The 18,161-nt window shown below is 60.1% G+C and carries 20 protein-coding genes, 1 pseudogene and 1 riboswitch; of the genes and pseudogenes, 7 read left to right on the top strand and 14 right to left on the bottom strand.

The genetic code is table 11. The features are described 5' to 3' along the window. Positions 1-242: 242 nt before the first annotated feature. The 3 genes from P3G66_RS31290 to P3G66_RS31280 form a co-directional block, all read right to left on the bottom strand. Positions 243-788, bottom strand: coding sequence for a hypothetical protein (locus P3G66_RS31290; RefSeq protein WP_276117824.1), 546 nt, complete (start codon positions 786-788; stop codon positions 243-245). Between the two features lie 195 nt (positions 789-983). Beyond that, positions 984-1,589, bottom strand: coding sequence for a recombinase family protein (locus P3G66_RS31285; RefSeq protein ID WP_276117826.1), 606 nt, complete (start codon positions 1,587-1,589; stop codon positions 984-986). Positions 1,590-2,028: 439 nt separating this feature from the next. Beyond that, positions 2,029-2,262 carry a hypothetical protein gene (locus P3G66_RS31280; protein WP_276117823.1) on the bottom strand — a complete coding sequence of 78 codons (234 nt, stop codon included), beginning with the start codon at positions 2,260-2,262 and terminating at the stop codon, positions 2,029-2,031. 826 nt (positions 2,263-3,088) lie between these two features. Here P3G66_RS31280 and P3G66_RS31275 point away from each other — a divergent pair. Both P3G66_RS31275 and P3G66_RS31270 read left to right on the top strand, forming a co-directional pair. Beyond that, positions 3,089-3,886, top strand: coding sequence for an iron-siderophore ABC transporter substrate-binding protein (locus P3G66_RS31275; protein WP_276117822.1), 798 nt, complete (start codon positions 3,089-3,091; stop codon positions 3,884-3,886). A gap of 228 nt (positions 3,887-4,114) precedes the next feature. After that, positions 4,115-4,363: a hypothetical protein gene (locus P3G66_RS31270; RefSeq protein ID WP_276117821.1), complete on the top strand. Its 249-nt coding sequence runs from the start codon at positions 4,115-4,117 to the stop codon at positions 4,361-4,363. Positions 4,364-4,622: 259 nt separating this feature from the next. Here P3G66_RS31270 and P3G66_RS31265 read toward each other — a convergent pair whose 3' ends face one another. Beyond that, on the bottom strand, positions 4,623-4,907 hold the full coding sequence (locus tag P3G66_RS31265) for a histone-like nucleoid-structuring protein Lsr2 (RefSeq protein ID WP_276117820.1): 285 nt from the start codon (positions 4,905-4,907) through the stop codon (positions 4,623-4,625). Between P3G66_RS31265 and P3G66_RS31260 the strand changes: the two genes are divergently transcribed. Together P3G66_RS31260 and P3G66_RS31255 are read left to right on the top strand one after the other, a co-directional pair. Further along, a complete protein-coding gene (locus P3G66_RS31260; RefSeq protein WP_276117825.1) occupies positions 4,907-5,134 on the top strand; it encodes a BldC family transcriptional regulator in 228 nt (75 codons plus the stop codon). The genes P3G66_RS31265 and P3G66_RS31260 overlap by 1 nt on opposite strands. Before the next feature lie 100 nt (positions 5,135-5,234). After that, positions 5,235-5,462 (top strand): hypothetical protein, encoded by a 228-nt coding sequence (locus P3G66_RS31255; RefSeq protein ID WP_276117819.1) that lies wholly within the window; start codon positions 5,235-5,237, stop codon positions 5,460-5,462. A gap of 152 nt (positions 5,463-5,614) precedes the next feature. Here P3G66_RS31255 and P3G66_RS31250 read toward each other — a convergent pair whose 3' ends face one another. Beyond that, entirely contained in the window at positions 5,615-6,238 is a 624-nt protein-coding gene (locus tag P3G66_RS31250; RefSeq protein ID WP_276117818.1) for a hypothetical protein, read from the bottom strand. Between the two features lie 127 nt (positions 6,239-6,365). Between P3G66_RS31250 and P3G66_RS31245 the strand changes: the two are divergent. Both P3G66_RS31245 and P3G66_RS31240 read left to right on the top strand, forming a co-directional pair. After that, positions 6,366-6,515, top strand: a pseudogene (locus P3G66_RS31245) (transposase); the annotation flags it as partial. Positions 6,516-6,851: 336 nt separating this feature from the next. After that, positions 6,852-7,826 carry an LLM class flavin-dependent oxidoreductase gene (locus P3G66_RS31240; protein WP_276117817.1) on the top strand — a complete coding sequence of 325 codons (975 nt, stop codon included), beginning with the start codon at positions 6,852-6,854 and terminating at the stop codon, positions 7,824-7,826. On the opposite strand, the gene P3G66_RS31235 is transcribed toward P3G66_RS31240, so the two are convergent. From P3G66_RS31235 to P3G66_RS31220, 4 genes are read right to left on the bottom strand one after another with little or no spacing between them, the layout of a single operon-like run. Beyond that, positions 7,805-9,256 carry an ATP-binding cassette domain-containing protein gene (locus tag P3G66_RS31235; RefSeq protein ID WP_276117816.1) on the bottom strand — a complete coding sequence of 484 codons (1,452 nt, stop codon included), beginning with the start codon at positions 9,254-9,256 and terminating at the stop codon, positions 7,805-7,807. The genes P3G66_RS31240 and P3G66_RS31235 overlap by 22 nt on opposite strands. Then, a complete protein-coding gene (locus P3G66_RS31230) occupies positions 9,256-10,125 on the bottom strand; it encodes an ABC transporter permease (RefSeq protein ID WP_276117815.1) in 870 nt (289 codons plus the stop codon). The genes P3G66_RS31235 and P3G66_RS31230 overlap by 1 nt, the downstream gene beginning before the upstream one ends. After that, entirely contained in the window at positions 10,122-11,063 is a 942-nt protein-coding gene (locus tag P3G66_RS31225) for an ABC transporter permease (RefSeq protein WP_276117814.1), read from the bottom strand. The genes P3G66_RS31230 and P3G66_RS31225 overlap by 4 nt, the downstream gene beginning before the upstream one ends. A gap of 15 nt (positions 11,064-11,078) precedes the next feature. Next, positions 11,079-12,746 (bottom strand): ABC transporter substrate-binding protein, encoded by a 1,668-nt coding sequence (locus P3G66_RS31220; RefSeq protein WP_276117813.1) that lies wholly within the window; start codon positions 12,744-12,746, stop codon positions 11,079-11,081. Positions 12,747-12,758: 12 nt separating this feature from the next. After that, positions 12,759-12,944, bottom strand: a riboswitch (cobalamin riboswitch). Between the two features lie 553 nt (positions 12,945-13,497). On the opposite strand from P3G66_RS31220, the gene P3G66_RS31215 reads away from it, so the two are divergent. Beyond that, positions 13,498-13,842, top strand: a complete 345-nt coding sequence (locus tag P3G66_RS31215) for a hypothetical protein (RefSeq protein ID WP_276117812.1) — start codon at positions 13,498-13,500, stop codon at positions 13,840-13,842. A 55-nt stretch (positions 13,843-13,897) separates the two neighbouring features. Here the strand turns inward: P3G66_RS31215 and P3G66_RS31210 are convergent, their stop codons facing one another. The 5 genes from P3G66_RS31210 to P3G66_RS31190 form a co-directional block, all read right to left on the bottom strand. Next, positions 13,898-14,257, bottom strand: coding sequence for a hypothetical protein (locus P3G66_RS31210; RefSeq protein ID WP_276117811.1), 360 nt, complete (start codon positions 14,255-14,257; stop codon positions 13,898-13,900). Between the two features lie 262 nt (positions 14,258-14,519). Then, positions 14,520-14,696, bottom strand: a complete 177-nt coding sequence (locus tag P3G66_RS31205) for a hypothetical protein (RefSeq protein ID WP_276117810.1) — start codon at positions 14,694-14,696, stop codon at positions 14,520-14,522. A 13-nt stretch (positions 14,697-14,709) separates the two neighbouring features. Beyond that, complete coding sequence (locus P3G66_RS31200; RefSeq protein ID WP_276117809.1) at positions 14,710-15,309, bottom strand: hypothetical protein; 600 nt, start codon at positions 15,307-15,309, stop codon at positions 14,710-14,712. Positions 15,310-16,170: 861 nt separating this feature from the next. After that, positions 16,171-17,088 carry a DUF3800 domain-containing protein gene (locus tag P3G66_RS31195; protein ID WP_276117808.1) on the bottom strand — a complete coding sequence of 306 codons (918 nt, stop codon included), beginning with the start codon at positions 17,086-17,088 and terminating at the stop codon, positions 16,171-16,173. 314 nt (positions 17,089-17,402) lie between these two features. Further along, positions 17,403-17,864 (bottom strand): hypothetical protein, encoded by a 462-nt coding sequence (locus tag P3G66_RS31190; RefSeq protein WP_276117807.1) that lies wholly within the window; start codon positions 17,862-17,864, stop codon positions 17,403-17,405. Positions 17,865-18,161 lie beyond the last annotated feature (297 nt).

Below are 18,161 nucleotides of genomic sequence, written 5' to 3'. Positions count from 1 at the left end.
CGCCGAGCATTCACTCAGCGTCTCGGGCCGAAACACCGATCTAGGGACAGTCCCGGCAAGGACCCGACCGGCAAGGGCTAGGCACGATGGATTGTGCGGTGGAAGCCTGCTCTGAACGCGTTTGCGATCACGTTCGCCGATCGTTGGCCCGGATCGGAAACATACTGATGGAAACTGGCCGAAACACCGTTGGCGAGATAGACCCGACCTGTGAATCTGCGTGATGGTCGGTAGTTGTCTTTTCAGTTCATGAGATCGGCGAGGCGGAGGAAGGTTGTCGCTGCTTCCGCTGTTGGCAATCCACCTCCGGTGATGTCGATGTTGAGGCCGTTGATGGTGTCGACGTAGTGCACGGAGTTGACGGCGTCGCGGTATTCGAGGCGAGCGGCTGCGGTGTGTGTGGCGTTTTCGGTGATGAGTTCGGGTCGGTCACCGTCGCGCCAGTCCTGGAGTGTTCGTTCGGCTTCGGTTGTGTTCACCCAGACGAGATAACTGATGTTGTTGTCGGAGAGCCCTTGGTGGAGTGGTGATGCGGGCGAGACGGTGCAAAGCAGGTAGAGGTCGCCGGCTTCGGTGTTCGAGCCTTGTGAGCAGATGCTGTTCTGGGCCAATACTGGTGGGAGCGTAGCAGTGACGGCGTCCATTGTGGTGTGTGTTCCGCCCGTCAGTGGTGTGGGCGCTGTGGACGTGGGCGGATTGTTTCCATCAATGCTTGTGTTGGCGCAACTGCTGAGAACGAAAGTTGCTGCGGCAAAGGCGATCAGATACCGGGCCCGTGTCGGTTTCACAATTTCTGTTGACATGGGGGAGGTCGACATTTCTGTATTATTCCTCATGCGCCGCAAGGGTCTTCGTGTGTGGAGGTGCGCTGACGAGACTCGTACCCTCCCTGATCCAAACTACGGGCAACTAAATTGCTTGAGGGACAACTAGACCGACAACATCTGCACCATTGGCTTAGCGGCCGGACCCCGCCTTCGGGCTCAATTCTCGACCCGAGGGGTCCGGTCGCTTGCTTCCCGCTCGATCCGCGCAAGCTGAATATTGGTATACAACGACGAACGCTTCAAACCCGTTTTCTTACACAGCGTTTCGATTTTGAACTGACCCGTTTCATAAATTTGCAGTAGGTACGCACGCTCCTCCGGTGAGAGCTTGTGCGGCCTACCTTTCATCTTCCCAGCAGCCGTCGCGGCGGCAACAGCATCACGCGTGCGCGAACGAATCAGATCCGACTCGAACTCCGCCATCAACGCAAGAATGCCAATGAACATCTTCCCCATCGGATCAGCCGGGTCGTACACCTGACCATCAATCGACAGCGACACGCCCTTCTCCGCGATCCGCTCGACCGTCTCATGCAAATCCTTCGCCGAGCGAGACAACCGATCAAGCTTCGTCACACAAAACACATCGCCGGCCCGAGCCGCGTTGATCGCATTATCCAAACCCGGACGACGAGCCTGCCGACCACTGACACCATGATCGACATAGACCATGTCACGATCCACACCGGCCTTCACCAGAAGATCCACCTGAACCGCCGTGTCCTGCCGGACCGTACTGCACCGCGCATACCCGATTTTCACGCCACCCCCACTGCCGAACACGAATTGTCCACTAGAGCCTATGCCATAACGGACAAATCCAACGGACACCGAAATTGGACGTTTCGGTACGAAATTTCGCCACGTCAGTCGCGCCCAGGCGCCCGTTCTCCGCCGTCCGGTATACGAGGGTCAAAACGCACACCCAAACCCGCAGGAACAATCTGAGAGCGTTTCGGTTCCGTGTGGGTCCATCCGGAATTCAGGCGCCACTTGATCTGGTGGTGCGTCTAGTGGATCGGCTGAATATCGCATCGTCGCAGCTCAATAAGTTGCCGTCACGGGTTGTCGAGGAGCGCCGCGACATCCAGCGGATTCGACCACTGCATGGATTGCTCGGGAAGAGATTGCAAGCCGTCCGGCGATGATCCACACTGTGCCCGTTGCATTGGCGGTTGGATTGCGAAGATCGGTGCGCTTTTCACTGGTTCGAAGAGGGTGGGACGTCGTCGAGGTCGAGTTCGATCCATACCCCGCTTTCGCGGTTCACCTCGTACACATCGTCGCGCATGAACACGTCGGTGTCGAAGAAACGTGGTGATTCGGTGACCTCGCGCAGTGAGCGGTGTCCTGGCACGATCGCCCACCCGTGACTGTCCGGCGGGCGCCGATAGCGCGTGCTGACCAACTGGACCCGCGTCAAGCGGCCACGCACTCGGTGACACGATGTCGTAGCTCAGCGCTCCGTAGAAACGGCCTGTCAACTCCACATGGCCGGAGCGTGGCCGGAACCCTCGCCGCGACGCTTCCCAGCCGTCACCACGTAGTACCCCGCTCCATTGCCAACCCCGGGGTGAATCCACACCCGCGTTCTGGAAGATCGGGAGACGTCCACTGGCTGTGAGGACCGCACGAATGGTTACGGTGTCGACGTTCTCGGCAGGGAGTTCCCTAAATTGCAGTGGGAATTCGAGCACTGCGCCGATCTTCGGCGGTGTTATCTCCCCATCCTCGATGGCGAGTTCATCGATCTGCACGGCGAGCGTGCGGTGGCGGCTCATGCGCCTTTCGGTGAAGTCATAGCATCGACAGTACCCATACCCGATTTAGAGAAGTCCGCATTCAATCCCGGCGTGTGAGGAATCGTCCGTTTTGTCGACGGTCAAAACGCACACCCAAACCCGCAGGAACGATCTGAGTGGGTTCGAGTTGATTCAGACATTCGATTTCGCACAAGCCTCACCATGGCAAGCTCACGAGGATGAGAAGCTCGCTGGGTACGGCCTGGGCGATCCTGATGTCGGCCGTACCCAGTGAGCTTCTTGGTGGACACCTCGCCCCCACATCGTTGGTAGTTAGGTTTATCTAACCTAACTCAAGTGGTTTAAGATGTCGTTATGCTCAGATTTCAGAGGCGCTCGCCCCGGGCCATTTTCGGTGTAGCTGCTACAGTTTCAGCACTCTTACTCACAGCCTGCGGCGGCTCGGCCTCCTCCGATGACGTTGCCGGAACCGACGAGGCCTACACAGTTCAACAGGCCATGGGTGAGACCTCCCTGCCTGGTATACCCGATCGCATCGTTGTCCTCGATTCGCCACACCTCGACGCCCTCGTCGCCCTCGATATCACACCCGTAGGCGCCACGGAATCCGGTGCGGGATCAGGCTTCCCGACCTATCTCTCCGAGAGCCTCCACGGCACAAAGAGTGTCGGTGCTACGGCCGAACCCGACGTCGAAGCCATCGCGGCCCTTGCGCCCGACCTCATTATCGGCTCGAAGGTTCGCCACGAGAAAATCTACGACCAACTTTCCGCCATCGCGCCCACCGTTTTCTCCGTAAACTCCGGAACCGATTGGCAAGAGCAAGCACACATCACAGCCGCCGCTGTAAACAAGAACTACGAGATGGACGAACTCCTCTCCAAGCTCTCCGAACGCGCCGTCTCGATCGGCAAGGACGTGGGTGCGCAAGGAAAAACCGCATCCATGGTGCGATTCCGCCCGTCCAACTTCCGCCTGTACGGTCCGAATACGTTCTCGGGCTCAATTCTGACCGAGGTCGGCTTCAACCTGGGCCAGCGCGACTGGAACGAATACTCCATGCTCGAGCTCAGCCCCGAACACTACGGACAGATCGACGGCGAGATCGTTTTCTACACCAATCCCGGAGGCGACTCCAACGCCACCACAATGCACACGGTGGCCGGACTCTGGGGATCGCAACCCGCTGTCCAGAGCGGCAAGACATTCGAGGTTGAAGACGAAACCTGGATGGTCGGCATCGGTGTGGTCGGCGCGGGCATCATCCTCAATCAGATCAGCGAAGCGCTCGTCTGACATTCGGTTCCGACTGGACTTACCGCGCAGCACCCCGTGGTGCTGTGCGGCCTTGACACAGCCCCTCGTGACCATTCACCGGCCTGCCGGCCTTGGTCGAAATCAAGCCACCGAGATCCTCGCCGCCTTGAATGTCCCGGCGGTAGTCGCCCGTGACTTCAACCAACGTATCTCCCGGCGGGACCGAACGCGGTTGCCGCGCGGAGTTGCTCTGCCAGAATTGGGAAGATGACCGGCAAAAACGGCAAAAGCCACGGTGTGACTGCAGTAGGTTCCCGCGTGCGAATCACGGTGCCGGCTTCCGGTGCTGAGGGCACAGTGACATGCGTGGGTGTGGTGATCGAGGACTACGAGGACATGGTTATTGACCGCGCTTCGGTGGGGCGGGACTGGGCTCCAGTACATCGGTGGGCGATCGCACTCGACGACGGGCGACTGATCTTCGCCAACAGCGAAGACCTGACGCCCGCACAATAGGGCCAAAGCCTGGACATTGGTCATGCGCTGTTGAGCGTCTGTTACTCCTTGAGGAATCGTCCGTTTTGTTGACGGTCAAAACGCACACCCAAACCCGCAGGAGGGCGTTCAGACGGTTTCGCTAGCCGAATCACCCATCAGGAATCGCGGGGACAATGTTTGAAACCGCCGGACCTCATACACGGTTTATCGGACAGGCCCGTCAGATAAACGGTATTATGCAGCAGGGTGCACCGATGGCCTCTCATGGAACCGGATCTTATCGGTGTGCGGCGTCGAAAGCGCGTATTATTTCTGATCTTATTCGTCCGCGCGGTGCGACTCGGTATCCGTGAATGTTTGCCCATTGTCGGTTCTGTTGGAATTGTTCTTTCGAGCGGTTGGATGCACTCGATCCGCCTGGCTGGTGCTGACGAGCAGCTGGGGGATTACTTCGAGGCGCGGACGCTCCGCGGGTGCGCGTGGATGCGAGAATGGCCTGCAGGTACTTCCGGAAACGAACGAGTGAGAACTGTGGTGAATGTTCAGGAGAATGTGGATCCATTGCGCCGGGTCGGCCAAGGACAAGGCCGCGACGGGGGAGGGGATGACGAGCTGCTCACCCCGAAGCAGGTCGCGGAACTCTTTCACGTCAACCCCAAAACCGTTTCTCGATGGGCGCAGCAAGGCCGTATCGGCGTCACCACCACTGTCGGTGGGCATCGCCGCTTCGACCGCGCCGAAATCCATGCTCTCGTGAACGCCCTCACTGATCCTGGGTCCGCCTCGTGAGATGCCGATGCTGTCTCGGCGTTCAGCGGCGGTAGTGCGCCGGGCGTCGCTGCTCGATCGTCAAATATCAGGTGCACGGAACAGTGGAGGGAGCGCAGAGGTGGACGTGTATGTGAGATTCGGTGGTTCGGACCCGGACACGGCTGAACTCGCTCGCACGGCCCTGCAGCCAGTCCTCAACAGCATCTACCGCACATATAACGGCGAACCGCAGCCGGAGATCGAAGAGGCGCTCCGCCGCGCCGGCCGCGGTACGTTCGCTCGCGACAACATCGAAAGATTCGCTCGGTACATCACCTACGGGGACCGTCCGGTACTGACGGAATAGCCGCTCGGTTGGGAGCGTAGCGTGGTGTGGAGTTCGACTGAACCCAACACTCCGATGAGAATTATTATGTCACTTTGTCGATGAAAAACTCTGCACCGCAATAAAATACGTTCGCAGTGAATGTACATCGACGATATCAGGTGGCAGCGTCGCTACCAGAGGGAAAGTGGACATCCTGCAGTTTCGGCCGCAGCGATGCGCTCTTCGAGCATGCCGCTGCCTTCGTTCTCTTCGATCCCGGTACGGATCGCGGCGGCGACGGCGCGAGTGCGACCCGCGGGCCCTCGAACATCGGCGAGGGGGCTGGCGATGTTGCGTCGCCGAAGCTCGTATTCGCTGCGGTTGCTGCGATTGGTTCCCAACCGCATGTGTGCCGGGTTGGTGCAGCCGGCGAAGTCGCATTGGTGGCACAGCACCGCGTCGTCGGTGCCCGACCAGCCCAACCTCGAGATGACACCGTACTCGAGTTGGTACGCGAATAGATGCGCCGGCACGGTCCCGCGCCGCGACGGCCCGGGCAGGCTCGCCGCCCGGAGGGAACCGTGCCCGGTCGAGGACACCCCGCCGATCCAGGGCCAGCACTGATTCCTGCGGCGGTAACGCTTGGACTCGAAGCGAGAAACGACGGCAGGGTCGTCGAGCCAAGAACGCCACAGACGTTCGGCAATGCGTACAGGCTGGGGCTGCCCGATCAACGTCATCTGGAACGCCGGTGGCGCGGGAGTGCTGTCGGGCATGCCGGGCAGCGGCAATGAGGCATCGCTCACGAACGTCATTGCCGTCTCCTGGCACTCGATCCGGACTGTTACCCGAGCTAGCTGACTGTAGGAGCGTGCACCGACAAGGCCGTGCGCCACGATGGCCGCGCGGACCGAAGCGGATAACAGCTCAGCTCAGCATCCAGTTCATGCCGCTGTCGGCTATCGCGGTGAGAGCAAGAACGATGTGAAAGATGCCGCGATCATTGCTGATCAGGCGCGGATGCGCCGTGATCGGCACTCGATCCGGGTCGACGATGAGATCCGTATGGAGTTGATGATTCTGACCTCTCGTATTCGGTGTTGTGTGAACGGCCGACTCCGACCTCCCGAAGTGCAGGGTGGAAGGTGGCTGTCTTTTCGGATCCGCAGTCTGGCTGGAACGCGCGCGGTGTACATCCTCGGCAGTGGCTCTGTGATGAACTTTCCGCGCCGCCGGGTGGAGATCGTAGGAGCGCGGTGAACGCCGGTCGACCGTACCTGCAACGGACTGTCTGATGCTCCCAACTCGCGATGACGATTATTCGACGATCGGCAGACCATTCGATCGAGGTGATCGAGGCGCCGAAGTCGGCTGACTTCACACGATAGAGTCGAACTCGGAAGTAATTGGTTCGGTGGAGGTTTGTGCGTGCGGTTCGGATTCATTTCACATATCGTCGGGCACGATTCCTCGGTGGTGGTGCTGCAACAGAATATCGAATTGGCAATTCTGGCCGAGGAACTCGGTTTCGACTCCTTCTTGGTCGCGCAGCACCACTTCGGTGCCCAACAGGCGCACTGTCCGTCACCCCTCGTTCTTTTGTCCGCCATCGCCCAACACACCAGCCGGATTCGACTCGGCACTGCGGTGGTCGTCGGATCGATGGAACACCCGCTTCGGTTGGCGGAGGACGCTGCGATGGTCGACGCGCTCAGCGGGGGACGACTCGAACTCGGACTCGGGGCGGGTTCTGATGAGGCTACTGCGCGCCGCTTCGGTGTCGACCATGCCCGCCGACACGAACTCTTCCGCGGCAATCTCGACATTCTCTGCGACGCGTTGACCGCCGATAGCGGTGTTGTTCCCGCAGTATCGGACCTGCGCGCCAGACTCTGGATCGGCACCGCTTCGGAGTCCGGTTTCGCACTTGCTGCTGAATGCGGACTCGGCGTTCTCACCGGCCGTTCGTCCTCCCCGCTCGGCCCGCGTGACGAGATAGCCGCCGCCAGATCTGCGCAGTATCGCTGCCGGTATCAAGGGGCAGGGGCGTCGCGAGTGGGAGTATCACGGTCAATACTGTGCGCAGCCAGCGCACGTGAGGCATTCGCACACCTACGGCCGGGCATCGAACGATCGTTGGAGAAGGCCTACGCTGCGGGTCGATTCCCGGCAGATTTCACAGCACACGACTACGTGTCCACAGGGCACTCTTACATCGGCACCGGACTACAAGTGAGGGAAGCGCTTTCGGAAGATTTAGTGATTCCTCATGCGACTGACGTGTTGTGCAACGTGCAGCCGGCCAGTCCGAGCTATACAGCGATCCGCGAAAGCCTACGAATCTTTTCCGACGATGTCATCGCACCGTGGAATGATCGCGTTTACACCACCACACTCGTCTGATAGTAGGGGGCGGTGCTACCGGAAGGTGCAGTGTCGGTGTAGATCACGGTGTCGGCGTAGTTTTCCAGGATGCGATCATCGTGGGAGACCACCACGACGGCCAGTCCGTCTTCGGTGAGGCTGCGCATCAACGTCATGACAACCTCGGCGCTTTCGTCGTCGAGAGCTGCCGTGGGTTCATCGGCCAACAACAATCGCGTGTCGCCGACCAGCGCACGTGCGATGGCTACACGTTGCGCCTGACCGCCCGAAAGTTGAGTCGCGCCGCGAGAGGGATCGATGTGGCCGAGCCCCACCCGCTCGAGTGCATGGCGTGTCCGGTCGATGGATTCGTTCTTGCTCAGGCGGTCCCTTAGTCGTGGGCGCAGTGGTTCGGTGACGATGCGATGCAGAGGCCACCGCGGATTAAGGCTGCCCCGCGAATTCTGGAAGACCATGGCAACGGTACCTGGCCGGGTCCTGCGATCGGCGTCGTCCCACAGTAGTTTTCCGTTTGTCGGTGTTTCCTCCCCGGCGAGCAATCGCAGCAGAGTGCTTTTGCCGGTACCCGAGGATCCGCTGATTCCGAGGATCTGGCCACTGCGGACGTCGAAGTCGATGGGGGCCAGGCCCCGTCCCGCGCCGTAGTTCTTGGTCAGTGATCGGGCTTGAAGCAGTGGCGTGGTTCCTGTGGTGTCCGCGACCGGACGGTGTGGCCGAGGTGCTGTTCGATCGCGATACTCACGCAGTGCGGTCGCACTGTCGTCGACCGCGACGATGCGCCCGCCCGCCATCCGATATACCCGGTCGGCGTAGCCACAGACCAAATCGACATCGTGGCTGACGACAAGTAAAGCGCGTCCGGTGCCGGTCAGTATCCCCATCACGCCATGTGCGTTATTCGAATCGAGCGCGGATGTCGGTTCGTCTGCGAGCACGACTGCTGGATCGAGTGCGCCGGCAGCGACGATCGAGGCGCGTTGGAGCATGCCACCGGACCAACTGAACGGGTACTCGCGGCGGCGTGTATCGCCGGGCGAGAGGGAAACTTGATCGAGTTTTGACGCAATCTGGCCGTGGGTTACTTTGCGTTGTTTCGTTTTCCACGATTGGGCGATGTTGGTGCCCACCGTCATCAGGTTGTCGACGGCGCCGAAAGGGTCTTGGCTGACGTAGCCGAGGACTTCACCGCGCAGCTCCCGGCACTGCGCTTCGGTCATCGTCGTCATGTCTTGGTCGTTGACCAGTATTTCGCCGCTGACAGTGGCAGTCGCGGGCAGTGTCCCGAGGAGTGCTTCGAGAATCGTGGTCTTGCCGCTGCCACTGGGGCCCACGATCGCCACTACTTCTCCCTCTCTCACCGTCAGGTTCACGTTGTCCACGACGTTGACTCCGCCGAGGTACGAGACGGTGAGGTCACGGATGTCGATGACAGATTCGGTTCGGGACATCAGCGTGAACCCTTACTGCTTTTCTGTTGCAGCCCTTCGGCGAGCAGATTGGCGCCGGTGGCGATCAGCAAGATGGCGATGGAGGGGGCTATCAACAGCCACGGTGCTGCGGTGAGGAAGCGGCGACCATCGCCCAGCATGGCGCCGAGTTCGGCCGTGGGCATCTGTACTCCCAACCCGAGGAACGACAATCCTGCGAGGGAGACGACGATGCCACCTAATCGCAGGGTCGAGATGATCGCGATCTGCGGCAGTACAGCGGGAAGGATGTGCCGGACACCGATCGCTGTTGTGCTTGCACCGGAAATGCGGGCAGCCATCACGAACGGGAAAGTTCGTGTTTCCATGGTCAGTGCCCGTGCGATCCGCGCATCGGTTGCCCAACTGGAAATCACCAGCGCAAGTAGCAAATTCCCGTATCCGGGGCCCAACAATCCGACGATGGCGAGCGCGAGCACCAGGCTGGGGATGGCCAACACGATGTCGATCATCCGAGAGACGATTCTGTCCAAGGCGCCGCCGGACAAACCAGCGGCGATACCGACCAACACGCTCACGGTGGTGGATCCGAGTAAGACAAGAATTGCGGAGATCAGAGACAGGCGCAGACCGTTAACCGTTCGAGCGAATTGATCACGGCCGTACTGATCGGTGCCGAACCAATAGACGCTGTCGGGTGCTAGCAACTTGTCCGAGTAGTGGGGTTCGTTCGGCGGGAATTGCGCCAGCAGAGGTCCGAACAGCGCGACGAGGGCGACCAACGCGAGCAGCACCGCCCCGATCTGTACAGGTCGCGGCATATCACGAAGTGCCCGCTTACCTTTTTCGCGAACAGGTTTCGGTGTCCGCATCTTCAGGCTGCTTCTCATGCGTTCACCGTTATCCGTTTGTCGATCACGGTCGTCATGACGTCGGCAAGGACGCTGACGATGACGTAGGTGAGGGTGGCAAAGATCGTGAATGCCTGGACGACCGGCAGATCCCGTGTGCGAACCGCGTCGACGACGAACGAGCCCAGACCCGGCCAGGTGAAGACCGTTTCGATGACGGTGGCACCGCCGATCAGCATCGCGACCCCGACTGCGAAGGCATGCAACAACGGGACGGTGCTGTTGGGTAATCCGTTACGCCACAATATTCGCCACGGCCTCGCTCCCCGGGCCCGCAGGACGTGTGCTGCCGGGGTGTCCATGAACTCGATCAGATTTGCCCGCAACAGACGCGACCAGGCATCCGACAACCCGAGTGCGAGACACAAGGCCGGCATCCATGTCTGGCTCCACTGACCATCGAGGACGGCTTTGCCGTACCCGAGACCGATGACGAACACCTGAATCAACAGCAAAGCCACCACGAAACCGGGAATGGATGCCGAGAGCAACGCGAAACCCTGCGCGCCGTAATCCGGCCACCGGCCCCGGCAGTATGCGCCGACGACTCCGAGGGCCATAGCCAAGAGCACCGCCATCACCAACGCCACCAATGCAAGCCGCAAACTGGCCGGTAACCGCGAGAGGAACTCGTCGCCAACAGGCCGGCCGGAGGCGAACGAATACCCGAAATCGCCACGAAGGCAATTCCACAACCAATGCAGATACTGCGAGAACAAAGGAGAGTCCAGGTGAAGGCGCTCACTGAGTTCAGCTAGTTGAGCTGGATTGGGCTCCGGAATACCCTGCGCGACAAGAATCATTCGCGCAGGGTCTCCAGGAGCAAGCGGAAGAAGACACCAGATCAGAACACTGGCGCCCAACAAGGTGATCAACGCTTCCGTCGCCCGGCGCCGTACGAGTACGAGAACTCGCATCGAAGGGGACCGTCGCTACTGTCCGGTAGTGCTCGTGATGTGCCGACGCACACTCGACACCTGGTAGTCAGCCCACTCGGGTCCGGTCACGACGGTGAAGTACTTGTAGGTGCCGGCGACGACATACGCCTGATCCTCGACGAGAATGCCCTGCGCCTGTTCGAGGAGGTTGTTGCGGGTCTGCTCGTCGAACTCGGTACGCAGTTTCGCGCCGATCTCGTCGATGACGGGATTCGCTATGCCCTGTGCGTTGGAGGAACCGCCGGTCGTCCAACGCACCAGGTACGGCTGAATCGGATCAGCTGTGCCAGAGAGCGAACCGCTCAGCGCCACCGATGCCTCCCAGCCCTCCGCATTTTTCTTCACTGCTGCGGAGTCCTCGGCATTGTCGATCTGCAGATCGAAGCCCGCCTTGGCCACCTGATCCTTCATCGCGATAGCGACGTCATTGGTCTCGGGCCCCTGAGCTTGGGTGACGAATCGTACGACCAGCTTCTGACCGTTCTTCTCACGGATGCCGCCCTCACCGGGAACCCAGCCAGCCCCGTCGAGGAGCGCTTTCGCCGCCGGTAGGTCGAAATGCTGATTGTCGACTGCGAAATCCATCGCATCGGGATACAACCCGGTAGCAGCTTCGAACTGACCGTTGCCCACACCATCTGCGATTCCCTGGTAGTCGATCGCCGAGGTGAAAGCCTTCCGGACGTCAGTATCGGTGAAGATCCCCGACTTGAGGTTCATCTCGACCAGCAACGACTGCAACGCCAACTTCGAGGACAACACACTGATGTCCGGGTTCGACTGCAGTTCCAACTTCGCTGCAGTGGAAGGGTAGAACGCCATGTCGGCTTCGCCGCTCTGGACGCCGGCTAATCGAGCCTGCTCGTCCGCGACAACCTTCACGTGCACGCCTTGCAGCGGAGGGGTCCCTTCCCAGTGCTTCGCGAACGGCGCCAGAACGAGATTCTCGGGGCTCCACTCGGTAATCGAATAGGGGCCGGAGTACGCGCCGGTACCGACGATTTTGGTGGAATCGCCGCCGGCCGCGTCCATGACGGAAACGTCGTAGATCTGCAGCGAATTGTCGCGAGCGGCCAGCGCCGCCGGAACCATAGCGTTCGGCTCCGGCGTGGTGAGCACGACCTTGCCGCCTTCGGCGGTGACCACCGTGGCCGGATCGAGGTAGACCTGCGCAGCGGTGGACTTACTGATCTGCCTGGTCAGTGCAGCCGCAACGGCTCGAGCATCTACTGGGTTCCCGTTCTGGAAGGTCACCCCGTCACGCAAGGAAACCACCCATCGGGTGTCGCCGTCACGCGAAACATCCTCCGCGAGCCAAGGCTTGATCTCGCCGGTGTCGGTGACCTGGAGCAGGTTCTCCGCGACACCCCAGTCGAAGAGCCAGTTGGTTCCCGTTCCCGCCGGATCAAGCCCCGCGATCTTGTAGGAGTTGTAGATCGTGAGAATGCCGTCGCCATCGGCGCGCAGAGCACTGGCCTGCGAGGAGGATCCCGTGGAGCCGGTGTCACTATTCGATGAACAGCCGCCGATGATGAGCGCGGAGACCAGGATCGCAGTGGTGACGATCTTGCGCCCCAATCCGCGTGCGTTCGGTGACAGGTTGGGGGTATGACTGGGTAGCCGCTCGGCAGTGAACCGATCGCGGCGAGTGAGCGCTCGCATTATTCATCCTCGTGACGTGAACCTGTTGGGTGCAGGTGTCCTGGCTCCCGGATCAACACTCGCCTTCGGCCTTCCAACCCAGGGAGGTCGTGGCCAGTGCATTGAAGGTCTGCTACTCGGTGACAGTTGCGGGACAGCCCCGGATTCACACCGGTGTTCCCTGCACGAGGAAACTTAGCACCCGTTAAATCGATGATCATCCGGGAGCCACCAACGATCACGGTTGAAACGGTCGCAAACTCCAACTCTCGCAGCACCGCAACTCTGGTTCGACGGCTCGGCCACCTTCGGTGTCCCCAGAAATTGAACTCCGCTCCGCTCTGTACAAGCGTTTTATTTTTTCTCCTTCTGGCCTTCCGATTTTGACCGGCGGTGACCTGCCCGCAACCGCTGACTCCGCTTCGCTCCGGCCTTCGGCGCGAAAGACTTTTTCAACCCGCACTCGCAAGCTCGCAGAAAAACTCTTCCGCTCACCAGTTGCACTCCGGCCCCCTCATGCCGGTCCAACTCACTGCCGACCCGAACACATCGAAAACCAAGCCGCATCCATCTTCCGAGGAATCGCCAAAGACGACTTCCCCCAAGGACTCCCGAAAGACCGAGCCGTCGACCGTCTCGCCTACTGCTGAGGCGAAACCTCCGTCCTCCACCCGTTCCGAGACAGCAACTCCCGCACACAGCGAGTCTTCTTCGACGAACTCCCCAAACCCTCCGGCTGGACTATCGACTGGTAAAAGTCCACGCCTTCGCAGTGCAAGCAGCCCGCTTCGTCGCCATGGAAGCAACCCACACCCCACTCCTCGACGTCCTCGCTCCCGGCGTACACCGCAACAACACCGAACCACCCACACTCGCCGCCACCCAAGGCGCAATCGTTTCGCTCGAGGTGCTCGACCACCACCAGGCCATGATCGAGCATCTCCGCAGCGGAAACCGCGAACCGTACAACCCCCACGAACTCAGCGACCTCATGCGCAGCCGACTACTCGACCACCCGTCACAGCCACCGACGGGTTCACGGGAATCAGGGACGACCGGGCCGGAAACCTCTCGGACCCAGACACCGAAACGCGCCCACGACCTCGGCCGCGACTGAGAACGTCCAAACAAAAAGCGGACTGAACAGCACAAATGCGGCCCGTGAATTGCTCCTACTGAAACTTTTCGGCGGGAACGCTCAGCAGCCGAGCAAGAGCCCGAACCGTTTTCGGGTCAGTCATATCGCCGCCCCGCGCGCAACCGATCCTCGCACCGGACACCGCCTCCGCAGCCTGCAACTCCCGATATGCCTCAACAAGCTCAGCACTGGGATTCGCCATCAGCTCCGCCCGAAGCTTCTGCTCAGCCTCGCGAGCAACGCGCATCTGCTCAGAAAACTGCTCCTCGCGCCAGATTCCGAAACGGCGACGTTTCCACGGCCCACGAACATCCGCGCCGGCCATCCACGCCGCGAACTGCTCCTTGTCCCGCTCCCACTTCCGCCGCCGAAAATCCGGACTCCAACTATCCATCAGCTTCCCCCATCAAGCGCCCACCGGCGGAGCCACCCAAATTAGCAGCCTGTAACCACCGTCCCACCCCTGATGATCCGAAACCCACAGCCGAAACGCGACCAAGACGGCAGGAAACACCGCAACCAACCCACTTCTCACCTGCCTGGTCATCGCCGGCATCTTTCTCTCCAGAGCCTGCGCCTCGACCCTGCAGGGATGGGGGCGCGCCCACACAGGCGCGCCCCCACCGATACAGCAACTTCAAACCATCCCGGTCGAATCAGGTGTGAGCGCGTCGACTCTTCGATGCTTCGGCCACACCCAACACAACCGCCATGATCACCAGGATCGCAGCGGGCCAAACGAAAGTGCCCCACGAGATGACACCCGCGACAGCCAGGACCAGCAGTATCAGTACTGCTCCCAGGGGATAGACGAGCTTCTTCATTCCAGTCATGCGATCTCCTCACCTAGCGGCAATTGATGCCACGCACACCACCAGTCCACGTCATCTCTACCAAGAGTCGTCGATTGTTCGAGCAGACTCCACCATTATTGGAAAGCCAAAACCCAGCGGCTGTTGCAGCAGCCGTAGCCACAGGGCACGCAACACCTGCAGACGCAGTGCAAATCGCAGCGGCAAGACCAGCTAAGCCACCACCCACCAGCATCTGCTGCTCGAGTGGAGTCAACTCAATCCACGGACCAGCAAGGGAAGGACCAGCACTGACATACGGCACCGGCCGATTCCAGTTGTCAGGAATGGTGATCTCGGTTCCGTTGTCGAGTGTGTACGTCGTGACAGGTTGGCCCTCCACAATGCTGTGGGTACGTGGAAGATCCGAGGCTTCCAAATTTTCCACCATCTCGACGATCGCCGAAGGGTCGATCTCAACAGCGTCGCCTCCGGTTGCCTGTACCTGTGCAGGCTCGGAAGTTGTAACAGGCGCAGCCTGCGCAACCGGCGTCACCATGACCAACATCGCCGCCGAAGCTGCGACACCAGCAAGAACAATCCTCTTCAGTGCCATTTCCGTACCTCTCGTATTTCGAATGGTCGCAGCGTGCACACGCCGCATGCGGCGAACTGCCTCAACACGGAAAGTCAATCGTCATGCCAGGCTCGGACACCGATCTGTCATCCGTAGACATGTAGCCCATGAGGCGCACTAGAAACTGTGAAATCCGTTGCACAGAAAGAACATTCACGGAAACCGCGCACGCTAACAGAACCTTCTGGTTGGTTTGGATCGACCCAAGGTTGAGTCAAACATCCTTACTTTGCCTTTGCAATAGCCTCGAAACGGACATTCGACAGGGGCCCAGGTCGAAGCGCTGGCATGCAACTTTTGTTAGCAAAAGTTAGTTCTTTTGGAGGGTGCGAATTCGCGTAGCAAGCGTTTGCGTGATCGCCTAGGGTGCCCTCAACTGCACCGATTACCGGGGATCGACAACGGCGGGGCTGTGGGTATCGATGTCGCTATGGAAGATGCTCCGTGCTGGCCTCGGAGGGCCAGGGATAACAGCTCCAGCGTGTGATGGCGGCGTCGAGCACACCCAGCTTCCCGCTTTGCCTGAACGTGGAATGCTGTGTCCGGACGTGGTTGCCGCGAAGTTGCTCTGCCAGAATCAGGCAGATGACCGATAGAAATGGCAAACCAAAGGCGTGGCCGCAGTAGGTTCCCGCGTGCGAATCACGGTGCCAGGTGGAGATAGCACGGTGATATGCACGGGTGTGGTGATCGAGGGGCTACACGGACATGGTCATCGACTGCGGCGCGGTGGGACGGGATTGGGCTCCGGTGCAGCGGTGGGCGATTGCATTCGATGACGGACGACTGATCCTTCGCCAGCGACGAAGATCTAGCCGCTGCAGGACCCTCCATGGCGTCTGAATGCCTAGAGGAGGCTGCATCAGCCTCTACGACGACCTATCGATTCTCCGCTAGGGCATCTCGCAGCGCGGCCAAGCCGGGAACTCGTTCGCCGAGCACGGCACCGCACGGGGCAGGCGGCTCGGTCATGGTCCGCCGCTCCGACCAGGTTGTGGGGCCGAACAACTTTCTCGTATATACGCTTCGGTGTTTACCGTCGGCCTGGGGAAAGTGAATTTTCGACTGTTCGGTACAGGATTCGGTCATCAGTGTCCCGAATCTCTCTTTTGCCCATGAGAATTCGGATCCGGCGACGAAGTGGTGATGGCTCGTACGACTCAGTAGAGCGCACACCCAGTCAGCGAACTGGATCGTGGCGTACAGGTGGCTTTCGACTTGCATCGGTGACTCGACGATACGGCGCAGATCGGTAGGTGAGGATCTCGAATAGATGAAGCTCGACATCGTCTCCACAGCATGAAGGCGTGGTTTGTCGTCCACGGAATCGAGCACCACCATGATGTTGGTATCGCGGTCGCTGGCGTAGGTGCTCAGGCGCATCAGGGATTGGCGAAGGTGATGGGCATTGCGAGCCGACGAGGACTCCCCCGTCTCTTTCTCCGAACCGAGAGGCTTGACCTGCCCGTAGTAGATGATCTTGCCGTCGAGTTGAGTTAGGCGACGCATCAACCTTCGGAACGCATGACTGGCTTCCGGGTACCTCTCGATGTTGCGCGTGGTGAACAGCGAAGCACCTTTCTTCTCCCACCTGCGGGGATGCGCGTTCGCCTTCTGGATCTCGAACTTGAGCAGCGTTTCCTTGATGTGTTCGAAGAACCCGCCGAGTTTTCGAACATTCTCCGCCGGCATCACGAAACCTGCGTACCCGAACACCGGATGGTCGTTGAATTTCGGATGGTCAGGGCCGAGGTAGGGTCCGATGTGGCCGAACTCGTCGAGATACGCCAGAAGCATCCGGTCATGCTAGCGAATTACCGGTACTGACACGGAAAGCCCGCACGGGGCGGGCTTCCGGAAGTGGCGCGCAATCCGCGAAGGGACCCGCTACCGATGTCAAGATTAGCTGGGGATCTACCGTATTGCAATGACGATGCACCCCGAAGTGCCCTGTGCTGGGGTGTGCTGCGACGATCAGTTGACCGAAACCCCGGCCCCCAGTTTTGACCCGGACACCTCGAAGAAGCGATCACGCGGTGCGAGCGATCCTCGTTCAGGAATTCGAAAGACAGATCGAACCGCTACAGATTTCCGGTGAATCGTCCACTACATCAAAAGGCAATGTGGGTGCGCGATGGACCTTCGGTCCGACGGCAATCAGCGGTGTAGCCCACGTTTTGTGGGGCGACGCCTTCCTGCCATTCTGTGGAGCACGCCCATTCCAATGTGTAAGTCCCTGCGGGAACGTCGACGACGGTCACGCTTTCGCTTTGTCCGGGGATCAGCGTGATCGGAGGATTCGGTGAGTCGCTACCGGTTTGGCCTACGGTGAAGACGGTTTGGCTGTAGTCCTGTAAGTATTCTCCTGCGGGGATGGGCTTGGCGCCGACTCCGGCGCAGGTCACCGTGAGATCTGAATTGTTGGTGAAGGTAGTGGTGACCGTGTGTTCGGCAACGACAGTCGATGCGGTCGGTGCACCGTTCGGTGCAGCGTGGGCGAGTTCTGCCGGAGCGATCAGGGCCGCGGCAGTGATGGAAAATGTTATGCCGAACTTTCGCACGAACTTTGGCATGCGTGGATCGCGGCCGATATGGAAACATCCGGGCGGAAGCCAGATGACTATGCACTATTGGCTCGACAGAAAGTGGCCCAGTTAGAGGGGCCACTTCGTAGCGCCCTCAACAGGCACGGGATACAGCTACGCAACGACGACGCACTTTTCGGTCAACTGAGCCTTCAGGACTTGCTCAAAGACGAGTACAGCAGACTCCTCGTAGGCGTACTCAAGCTCGCCGCGACCGAAGCGAGTGCGGGTGGTAGGACCCCATTTGATGAGCCACTCGCTATCAGAGAATCAATGCGTGTGAAT

The organism is Rhodococcus sp. C3V, from assembly GCF_029269915.1.
Classification (GTDB): Bacteria; Actinomycetota; Actinomycetes; order Mycobacteriales; family Mycobacteriaceae; genus Rhodococcus_F; species Rhodococcus_F qingshengii.
The sequence above is the reverse complement of the archived record's forward strand: the minus strand, read 5'-3'. Positions and strand labels throughout refer to the sequence as shown.

What these genes read in the sequence shown, in the direction of transcription:
- P3G66_RS31275 (WP_276117822.1), top strand. Translation starts at nt 3,089, where the DNA reads ATGGGTGAGACCTCCCTGCCTGGTATACCCGATCGCATCGTTGTCCTC.
- P3G66_RS31270 (WP_276117821.1), top strand. Translation starts at nt 4,115, where the DNA reads ATGACCGGCAAAAACGGCAAAAGCCACGGTGTGACTGCAGTAGGTTCC.
- P3G66_RS31265 (WP_276117820.1), bottom strand. Translation starts at nt 4,907, where the DNA reads ATGGATCCACATTCTCCTGAACATTCACCACAGTTCTCACTCGTTCGT.
- P3G66_RS31250 (WP_276117818.1), bottom strand. Translation starts at nt 6,238, where the DNA reads ATGACGTTCGTGAGCGATGCCTCATTGCCGCTGCCCGGCATGCCCGAC.
- P3G66_RS31235 (WP_276117816.1), bottom strand. Translation starts at nt 9,256, where the DNA reads ATGTCCCGAACCGAATCTGTCATCGACATCCGTGACCTCACCGTCTCG.
- P3G66_RS31230 (WP_276117815.1), bottom strand. Translation starts at nt 10,125, where the DNA reads ATGAGAAGCAGCCTGAAGATGCGGACACCGAAACCTGTTCGCGAAAAA.
- P3G66_RS31225 (WP_276117814.1), bottom strand. Translation starts at nt 11,063, where the DNA reads ATGCGAGTTCTCGTACTCGTACGGCGCCGGGCGACGGAAGCGTTGATC.
- P3G66_RS31220 (WP_276117813.1), bottom strand. Translation starts at nt 12,746, where the DNA reads ATGCGAGCGCTCACTCGCCGCGATCGGTTCACTGCCGAGCGGCTACCC.
- P3G66_RS31210 (WP_276117811.1), bottom strand. Translation starts at nt 14,257, where the DNA reads ATGGATAGTTGGAGTCCGGATTTTCGGCGGCGGAAGTGGGAGCGGGAC.
- P3G66_RS31205 (WP_276117810.1), bottom strand. Translation starts at nt 14,696, where the DNA reads ATGACTGGAATGAAGAAGCTCGTCTATCCCCTGGGAGCAGTACTGATA.
- P3G66_RS31195 (WP_276117808.1), bottom strand. Translation starts at nt 17,088, where the DNA reads ATGCTTCTGGCGTATCTCGACGAGTTCGGCCACATCGGACCCTACCTC.
- P3G66_RS31190 (WP_276117807.1), bottom strand. Translation starts at nt 17,864, where the DNA reads ATGCCAAAGTTCGTGCGAAAGTTCGGCATAACATTTTCCATCACTGCC.